Source organism: Mycolicibacter senuensis (assembly GCF_003284925.1).
GTDB classification, from domain to species: domain Bacteria; phylum Actinomycetota; class Actinomycetes; order Mycobacteriales; family Mycobacteriaceae; genus Mycobacterium; species Mycobacterium algericum_A.
This window is the reverse complement of the sequence record NZ_QMEX01000137.1, coordinates 1-8,970: the sequence shown is the minus strand read 5'-3', so window position 1 is coordinate 8,970 and position 8,970 is coordinate 1. Positions and strand designations below refer to the sequence as shown.

Here is an 8,970-nt window from a genome sequence, read left to right as displayed (position 1 = left end):
AGCCGGGGTGGGCGCCCCGCAGATCACCGCCATCATGGAGGCCGTGGCCGTCTGTGCGCCGGCGGGCGTACCGGTGATCGCCGACGGCGGGCTGCAGTACTCCGGTGACATCGCCAAGGCGCTGGCCGCCGGGGCGTCGACGACCATGCTCGGCTCGCTGCTGGCCGGCACCGCCGAGTCGCCCGGCGAGCTGATCTTCGTCAACGGCAAGCAGTTCAAGAGTTACCGCGGGATGGGGTCGCTGGGCGCGATGCAGGGCCGCGGCGGAGCCAAGTCCTACTCCAAAGACCGCTACTTCCAAGACGACGCGCTCTCCGAGGACAAGCTGGTGCCCGAGGGCATCGAGGGCCGGGTGCCGTTCCGGGGCCCGCTGACCACCGTCATCCACCAGCTCACCGGCGGGCTGCGCGCGGCGATGGGCTACACCGGGTCGGCGACCATCGAGGCGCTGCAGCAGGCGCAGTTCGTGCAAATCACGGCGGCCGGCCTGAAGGAAAGCCACCCGCACGACATCACCATGACCGTGGAAGCGCCCAACTACTACGTGCGCTGAGCAGGCGTTCGTCCCGGCGCATTCGCGCACCGCGAAACAGAAACGAGGCTGACCCGTCATGCGTGACATGGTTGAGATCGGCATGGGCCGCACCGCCCGTCGCACCTACGAGCTCGACGACATCAACATCGTGCCGTCCCGGCGCACCCGCTCCTCCAAGGACGTGTCGACGGCCTGGCAGCTCGACGCCTACCGGTTCGAGATCCCGGTGCTGGCGCACCCCACCGACTCGCTGGTCTCCCCGGAGTTCGCGATCGAGCTGGGCAAACTCGGCGGCCTGGGGGTGCTCAACGGTGAAGGGTTGGTCGGCCGGCACGCCGACATCGAGGCCAAGATCGCTCAGGTCGTCGAGGTCGCGGCCAAGGAGCCGGAGCCGGAGGCGTCGATCCGGCTGCTGCAGCAGTTGCATGCCGCACCGCTGGACCCCGAGTTGCTGGGTGCCGCGGTGGCGCGCATCCGCGAGGCCGGGGTGACCACCGCGGTGCGGGTCAGCCCGCAAAACGCCGCGGCGCTGACGCCGGCGCTGGTGGCCGCCGGCATCGATCTGCTGGTCATCCAGGGCACCATCATCTCCGCCGAACGGGTTGCGAGCGACGGCGAACCGTTGAACCTCAAGACGTTCATCTCCGAGCTCGACATCCCGGTGGTGGCCGGCGGGGTGATCGACCACCGCACCGCGCTGCACCTGATGCGCACCGGCGCGGCCGGGGTGATCGTCGGCTACGGCTCCACCGCGGGGGTCACCACCTCCGATGAGGTGCTGGGCATCTCCGTGCCGATGGCCACCGCGATCGCCGATGCCGCCGCGGCCCGCCGCGAATACCTGGACGAGACCGGCGGGCGTTACGTGCACGTGCTGGCCGACGGCGACATCCACACCTCCGGGGACCTGGCCAAGGCGATCGCCTGCGGCGCCGACGCGGTGGTGCTGGGCACGCCGCTGGCCGCGGCGGCCGAGGCGCAGGGCGAGGGCTGGTACTGGCCCTCGGCGGCGGCGCACCCCTCGCTGCCGCGTGGCGCGCTGATGCAGGTCGCCTACGGTGAGCGTCCGGGCCTGGCGCAGGTGCTCGACGGCCCGTCGGACGACCCGTTCGGCTCGTTGAACCTGGTCGGCGGACTGCGCCGGTCGATGGCCAAGGCCGGCTACTGCGATCTCAAGGAATTCCAGAAGGTCGGGCTGACCGTCGGGAGCTGATCCCGGCGGTTCAGCGAGGTTCGCCGGAGTCGGCCCCCGGGCCGGTGGAGGCGAAGCGAAGCTGGAACCGCCGAATGACCCCGGCGGTTCAGCGAGGTTCGCCGGAGTCGGCCCCCGGGCCGGTGGAGGCGAAGCGAAGCTGGGACCGCCGAATGACCCCGGCGGTTCAGCGAGGTTCGCCGGAGTCGGCCCCCGGGCCGGTGGAGGCGATGCGAAGCTGGAACCGCCGAATGACCCCGACAGGTAAGGGCTGCCTAGCTAGCAAGTTACCGGCGGGTAGAGCCATACTTGCGGGCTATGGAGCCTGATCGCCAACCTGACTATGACGTCCTCATCATCGGCTCGGGGTTCGGTGGCAGCGTGAGCGCGCTGCGACTGACCGAGAAGGGCTATCGGGTCGGCGTTTTGGAGGCGGGCCGCCGCTACGCCGACCCGGACTTCGCCAAGAATTCCTGGCACCTGCGGGATTTCCTGTGGGCGCCGAAACTGGGGTGCTACGGCATCCAGCGGATCCACCTGCTCAACAACGTCATGGTGCTGGCCGGCGCCGGGGTGGGCGGCGGCTCGCTGAACTACGCCAACACCCTCTACGTGCCGCCGGAGCCGTTCTTCGCCGACAAGCAGTGGGCGCACATCACCGACTGGCGTGCCGAGCTCATGCCGCACTACGACCAGGCCCAGCGGATGCTCGGAGTAGTCAAGAACCCGACGTTCACCGACGCCGACCGCATCGTCAAGGAGGTCGCCGACGACATGGGCGTCGGCGACACGTTCGTGCCCACGCCGGTTGGGGTGTTCTTCGGTGAGGGCGGCGAGAAGACCCCGGGCAAGACGGTGCCCGACCCATACTTCGGCGGCGCCGGCCCGCAGCGCACCGGTTGCCTGGAGTGCGGCGAGTGCATGACGGGCTGCCGGTGGGGCGCCAAGAACACCCTGGTGAAGAACTACCTGTACCTGGCGGAATCGGCTGGCGCGCAAGTGCATCCGATGACGACCGTGACCGGCTTCGAGCAGGATGTCGATGGGCTGTGGCAGGTGCGGACGGTGCGCACCGGCCTGCGGGTGCGCCGGCACCGCAAGACCTTCACCGCCCGGTATCTGATCCTGGCCGCGGGCACCTACAACACCCAGAAGTTGCTGTTCAAGATGCGCGACCGGGGGAAGCTGCCCCGACTCTCCGACAAGCTGGGTGTGCTGACCCGCACCAACTCCGAATCGATCGTCGGCGCAGCCACGTTGAACGTCAACCCGGACCTGGACCTGACCCACGGCGTGGCGATCACCTCCTCGATCCATCCGACCGCCGACACCCACGTCGAACCGGTCCGCTACGGCAAGGGCTCCAACGCGATGGGCCTGCTGCAGACCCTGATGACTGATGGCGCCGGCCCGCAGGGAACCGACGTCCCGCGCTGGAAGCAGCTGCTGGATCAGGCCCGTGAAGACCCGGCGCACATCCTGCGGCTGCTCAACCCCAAGCAGTGGAGCGAGCGCACGGTGATCGCGCTGGTCATGCAGCACCTGGACAACTCGATCACCACGTTCACCAAACGCGGCAAGCTGGGCATCCGCCGCTACACCAGCAAGCAGGGCCACGGTGAACCCAACCCGAGCTGGATCCCGGTCGGCAACGAGGTCACCCGCCGCATCGCCGCCAAGATCGACGGCGTGGCCGGCGGCACCTGGGGCGAACTGTTCAACATCCCGCTCACCGCGCACTTCCTGGGCGGGGCGGCGATCGGAGACAGCCCCGAGCACGGCGTCATCGACCCCTACCAGCGGGTGTACGGCTACCCGACGCTGGCGGTGGTCGACGGTGCGGCGGTCTCGGCCAACCTCGGCGTCAACCCGTCGCTGTCGATCACCGCGCAGGCCGAGCGGGCCGCGTCGCTGTGGCCGAACAAAGGTGAGGACGACCAGCGGCCGGCCCAGGGCGAACCCTATCGGCGGTTGGAGCCGATCGCGCCGAAGAACCCGGCGGTGCCCGACCACGCCGTCGGCGCGCTGCGCTGGGCTTCCGGTATCGGCTGAGGCGTCACCGCGCGAACTGGCGCCGGTGGGAGGGCGCGCGGCCGGGCGGCTGCATCGGTGGCGGCAGCAGTGGCTCGCGCGGACACGCCGGCACCGTGGTGGGCGCTTGCGTGCTCAGTTCGAGTTCCTTGCCGGCATGGTGGATCGTCAGCAGGCCGTCCGGGCCGTCCCGCAGGGTGTAGCTGACTTCGTCGTCGGTGGCGGTTACCGTCACGCGGAATCCCTTCCAGCGCAACCGGAATCGCAGGCGTGAAATCCCCTCGGGCAAAGCCGGGTTCAGCGCCAGCACGCCCTGGTCGTCACGTAGCCCGCCGAACCCGGCCACCAGCGCCAGCCAGGTCCCGGCCAGTGCCGCCAGATGCAAACCCTCGCGGGTGTTGTCGTGCAGGTCGCGCAGGTCGACGAACGCCGTCTCGTAGGTGTAGTCGTGGGCCAGCTCCAGGTGGCCCACCTCTGCGCACATCACCGCCTGGGTGCACGCCGACAGGGAGGAGTCCCGCACCGTGCGCCGCTCGTAGTAGTCGACGTTGCGGGCCTTCTGCTCAGCTGTGAACGCATGGCTGCGCCAGTGCATGGCCAGCAGCACATCGGCCTGCTTGACCACCTGGGCCGGGTACAGCCGCACGTAGGGCTCGTTGAGCAACAGCGGGTAGGTGGTCCGGTTGTCGAAGTCCCACTCCGCGGCGGAGGTGAAACCTTCGCACTGCGGGTGAACGCCGAGCTCCTCGTCGTAGGGAATGTGCGTCGCGTCGGCGGCATCCCGCCAGCTGGCCATCTCCTCGTTGGTGACCCCCAGTTCCTGGGCGGCATCGGGGTGGCGAGCGCACGCGTCGGCGGCGGTGCGCAGGTTGTGGGCGGCCATCAGGTTGGTGAACAGGTTGTCGCGGACGATCGCGGTGTACTCGTCGGGGCCGGTCACCCCCGACAGGTGCCACACCCCGTGCCGGTCGTGGTGACCCAGCGATCGCCACAGCCGGGCCGTCTCGATCAGCACCTCCAGCCCGCACTCGGCCTCCAGCGAGCCGTCCCCGGTGACGACCCGGTACTGCTCGAATGCCGCGGCGATGTCGGCGTTGATGTGCCAGGCGGCGGTGCCGGCCGGCCAGTACCCCGAGCATTCCTGGCCGCGGATCGTCCGCCACGGGAACGCCGCACCGGCCAGCCCGAGTTCGGTGGCCCGGTCGCGGGCCAGGTCGAGCGTCGACGACCGCCAGCGCAGCGCGTCGGCCGCCGCGTAGGGAGCGGTGTAGGTCAGCACCGGGATGATGAAACTCTCGCTGTCCCAGAACGTGTGGCCGTCGTATCCGGTGCCGGTCAACCCCTTGCTGGGGATCGCCCGGTGTTCGGCGCGGGCGCTGGCCTGCAGGATGTGGAACAGCGCGAAACGGACCGCCTGCTGGCAATCGGGGTCACCGTCGACCTCGACGTCGGCACCGTCCCAGAACTCGTCGAGGTAGGCCCGCTGGGAATCCAGCAGCCCCTGCCAGCCGCTGTAGCGCGCACCGGTCAGCGCGGCGATCGCCTGGTCGCGCAGCGCGGGCCGGGACCGCTCGCTGGACCAGCCGTAGGCCAGGTACTTGATGATCCGCAGTTGCTGTCCCGGCCGCAGCCCGCACACCACGGTGGTCGCGGCCACGTCGGGAATCGCCATGGTGTTGACCTGGACCCGGCCCGGTACCTCGATCTCGTGGTGCATGGCCGCGGCCATCATCAGATCACTGGCCCGGGTACGGTGCACCAGCACCGCGCCGGTGTCGGTGGTCTCCCGTTCCACGGCTTCCAGCGGGTGGTCCAGGATCGCCGCGACCCGGGGATCACCGGAGGTCGGCGGCTGATCCTCGTTGGCGACCAGCTCGGATTGCACTGTCACACGCACGAATTCGTCGACGGCCTCGACGGTGTATTCGATGGCCGCGACACTGCGCTGGGCCAGCGAGACCAGTCGGGTCGAGTGCACCTTGACCTGTTGGCCCGCCGGGGAGCGCCAGTGCACGCGGCGGGTCAGGGTGCCCGCCCGCATGTCGAGGATCCGCTCGTGGTCGATCAGCTCGCCGTAGCGGACGTCGAACGGCTCGTCGTCGACCATCAGCCGGATGATCTTGCCGTTGGTCACGTCGACGACGGTCTGCCCGGCCTGCGGATAGCCGTACCCGGCTTCGGCGTAGGGCAGCGGCCGAACCTCGTAGAACGAGTTCAGGTAGGTACCGGGCAGGCCGTAGGGCTCGCCCTCGTCGAGGTTGCCGCGCAGGCCGATGTGCCCGTTGGACAGCGTGAACAGGGATTCGGTCTGCCCGAGCACATCGAGGTCGAGCCGCGTTTCGCGGACCTGCCACGGCTCGATCGGAAAATAGTCCTCAGGAATCATTCGGCCTTTTCTCCCAACAGTTCCTCCAGATCGGTGACAACGACGTCGGCGCCATGGCTGCGTAGGTCTTCGGCCTGCCCCACCCGGTCGACACCCACCACGAAACCAAACCCGCCGGCCCGTCCGGCCGCCACCCCCGACAGCGCGTCCTCGAACACCGCGGCCGCGGCGGGGTCGACGTCGAGCAGTTGCGCCGCCCGCAGGAACGAGTCGGGGGCCGGTTTACCCGCGAGGCGTTCGGCGCGCAGGGTGACGCCGTCGACACGCTGGCCGATGAACTTCTCCAGGCCGGTGATCGCCAGTACCTCGCCGGCGTTGGCGCTGGCCGACACCACCGCGGTGGCCAGGCCTGCCGCGGTGACCGCCGCCAGGTAGCGCCGGGAGCCTTCGAACACGTCCACCCCGTCGGTCTGCAGCGTCAGGTGGAAGGCCTCGTTCTTGCGGTTGCCCAGGCCGTGCACGGTTTCGGCGTCGGGCGGGTCGTCGTCGGTGCCGTCGGGCAGCGTGATGTTGCGACTGGCCAGAAAGGTACGCACCCCGTCGTCGCGTTTCCGGCCGTCGACGAAGCGCAGGTAGTCGTCGACCGGGTCGAACGGCACGAACGGCTCGCCGGTGCGTTCGGAGCGTGCCGACAGATACGCGTCGAACATGGCCTTCCAGGCCCGGGTATGCACGCTGGCGGTGTCGGTGAGCACGCCGTCCAGATCGAACAGGCAGGCGCGCACCGACCGGGGCAGGCCGAGCAGTTCGGACACGGTCCGCCCTCCTTTCCGGTTGTGTCCACTTCACCATGCCTACCGTCGGATGGGTTGAGTTTGCCGCCACTAAGCTCTGTGTGGTGTCGTCTCCATCGCCTCGCCCCGTGTTGGTCATCGACTTCGGCGCGCAGTATGCCCAACTGATCGCGCGCCGGGTCCGGGAGGCGCGGGTGTTCTCCGAAGTCGTTCCGCACACCGCGACCGTCGAGGAGATCGCCGCGCGTGAACCGCGGGCGATCGTGCTGTCCGGCGGGCCGGCCAGCGTCTACGCCGACGGCGCCCCCCGGCTCGATCCGGCGCTGTTCGACCTCGATGTGCCGGTGTTCGGCATCTGCTACGGCTTTCAGGCGATGGCGGCCGCCCTCGGCGGCACCGTCGAGCGTACCGGCACCAGTGAGTACGGCCGCACCGAGCTGAAAGTGTCCGGCGGCGAACTCCATTCGGGCTTCCCGGCTTCCCAGCCGGTGTGGATGAGCCATGGCGATGCGGTGACCGCCGCCCCGGACGGGTTCGCGGTAGTGGCCAGCACCGAGGGCGCTCCGGTGGCCGCGTTCGAGAACCGGGCCCGCCGACTGGCCGGGGTGCAGTACCACCCGGAGGTGATCCACACCCCGTACGGGCAGCGGGTGCTCAGCCGGTTCCTGCACGAGTTCGCCGGGATCGACGCGTCCTGGACGCCGGCCAACATCGCCGACGCGCTGATCGCGCAGGTGGGTGAGCAGATCGGTGACGGGCACGCCATCTGCGGGTTGTCCGGTGGGGTGGATTCCGCGGTCGCCGCGGCGCTGGTGCAGCGCGCCATCGGGGACCGGCTGACGTGTGTGTTCGTCGACCACGGGTTGTTGCGCGCCGGGGAGCGCGAGCAGGTGCAGGAGGACTTCGTCGCCGCCACCGGGGCGAAGCTGATCACGGTCGACGCCGCCGAGACGTTCCTGGACGCGCTGTCGGGGGTGTCCGACCCGGAGGGCAAGCGAAAGATCATCGGGCGCCAGTTCATTCGCGCCTTCGAGGGCGCGGTGCGTGATCTGGCCGCCGAGGAACCGATCGATTTTCTGGTGCAGGGCACGCTGTATCCGGACGTGGTGGAATCCGGCGGGGGTGCCGGCACCGCGAACATCAAGAGCCACCACAACGTCGGCGGGCTGCCGGACGACCTGAAGTTCACTCTCGTCGAGCCGCTGCGGCTGCTGTTCAAAGATGAGGTGCGCGCGGTCGGACGGGAGTTGGGGCTGCCGGAGGAGATCGTGGCGCGCCAACCGTTCCCCGGGCCGGGGCTGGGCATCCGGATCGTCGGCGAGGTCACCGCGGAGCGGCTGGCGACGCTGCGTCAGGCCGATGCGATCGCCCGCGAGGAGTTGACCACCGCCGGTCTGGACCATCAGATCTGGCAGTGCCCGGTGGTGCTGCTGGCCGACGTCCGCTCGGTCGGGGTGCAGGGCGACGGCCGCACCTACGGGCATCCGATCGTGCTGCGGCCGGTCTCCAGCGAGGACGCCATGACCGCCGACTGGACCCGGGTCCCCTACGAGGTGCTCGAGCGCATCTCCACCCGGATCACCAACGAGGTGCCCGAGGTCAACCGCGTCGTGCTGGATGTCACCAGCAAACCGCCCGGCACCATCGAGTGGGAGTAGACACACCCGTCACTTACCGCGCTGTGGGCGCATCCGCCTCAGGCGCCACAGGAGCAAGCCACGGTCGCTGTTGGCCGCCGCCGAGCGGCAACCGGGCCGTTCTTCGAAGTCTGCTGATGCGGTGCGGGTGTGACGCGCGGGACGCCTGATCCGCCCGGCTTGACGGTTGTCGGTGGGGAAGTGTTCACTCGGGTCAATCGAACATAGTTTCGAGTCGATGCGAGGTTTCCCGGAGGCGATCATGACGGCGGCGGTGGAGCTGGGGCAACGTCCCAGCGGCCCTGAAAATCGCGCTGACCAGCTGGAACAGCTGCGTCGGCAGATGGCGGCGGTGGCCGGAAAGGTAGGCGCCGGGCGGCGGGGAGTGGTCTCGGCTGTTCCGGCTGCCCAGGCTTTCGAGGCCGCGCTGCCGGTTCCGCCGCTGCTGGCCGGGG

At 69.6% G+C, this 8,970-nt stretch carries 6 protein-coding genes and 1 pseudogene; 5 read left to right on the top strand and 2 right to left on the bottom strand.

Features of this window, described 5'->3' with window-relative positions; all coding sequences use genetic code 11:
- From DQP56_RS20125 to DQP56_RS20115, 3 genes are all read left to right on the top strand, one after another.
- Positions 1–553: IMP dehydrogenase (locus tag DQP56_RS20125; RefSeq protein WP_205868931.1), on the top strand; the 553-nt coding region annotated here is incomplete at its 5' end.
- Between the two features lie 67 nt (positions 554–620).
- On the top strand, positions 621–1,748 hold the full coding sequence (locus DQP56_RS20120) for a GuaB3 family IMP dehydrogenase-related protein (RefSeq protein WP_205868932.1): 1,128 nt from the start codon (positions 621–623) through the stop codon (positions 1,746–1,748).
- 297 nt (positions 1,749–2,045) lie between these two features.
- Complete coding sequence (locus DQP56_RS20115) at positions 2,046–3,779, top strand: GMC oxidoreductase (protein WP_112688459.1); 1,734 nt, start codon at positions 2,046–2,048, stop codon at positions 3,777–3,779.
- 4 nt (positions 3,780–3,783) lie between these two features.
- On the opposite strand, the gene DQP56_RS20110 is transcribed toward DQP56_RS20115, so the two are convergent.
- On the bottom strand, positions 3,784–6,144 hold the full coding sequence (locus DQP56_RS20110; protein WP_112688457.1) for a glycoside hydrolase family 65 protein: 2,361 nt from the start codon (positions 6,142–6,144) through the stop codon (positions 3,784–3,786).
- Positions 6,141–6,890: a beta-phosphoglucomutase family hydrolase gene (locus DQP56_RS20105; protein ID WP_112688465.1), complete on the bottom strand. Its 750-nt coding sequence runs from the start codon at positions 6,888–6,890 to the stop codon at positions 6,141–6,143. Before DQP56_RS20105 ends, DQP56_RS20110 begins: the two co-directional genes overlap by 4 nt.
- A gap of 92 nt (positions 6,891–6,982) precedes the next feature.
- Between DQP56_RS20105 and guaA the strand changes: the two genes are divergently transcribed.
- Positions 6,983–8,536: a glutamine-hydrolyzing GMP synthase gene (gene guaA / locus DQP56_RS20100; RefSeq protein WP_112688463.1), complete on the top strand. Its 1,554-nt coding sequence runs from the start codon at positions 6,983–6,985 to the stop codon at positions 8,534–8,536.
- A 217-nt stretch (positions 8,537–8,753) separates the two neighbouring features.
- Positions 8,754–8,970 (top strand): annotated as a pseudogene (locus DQP56_RS20095) (hypothetical protein); the annotation flags it as partial.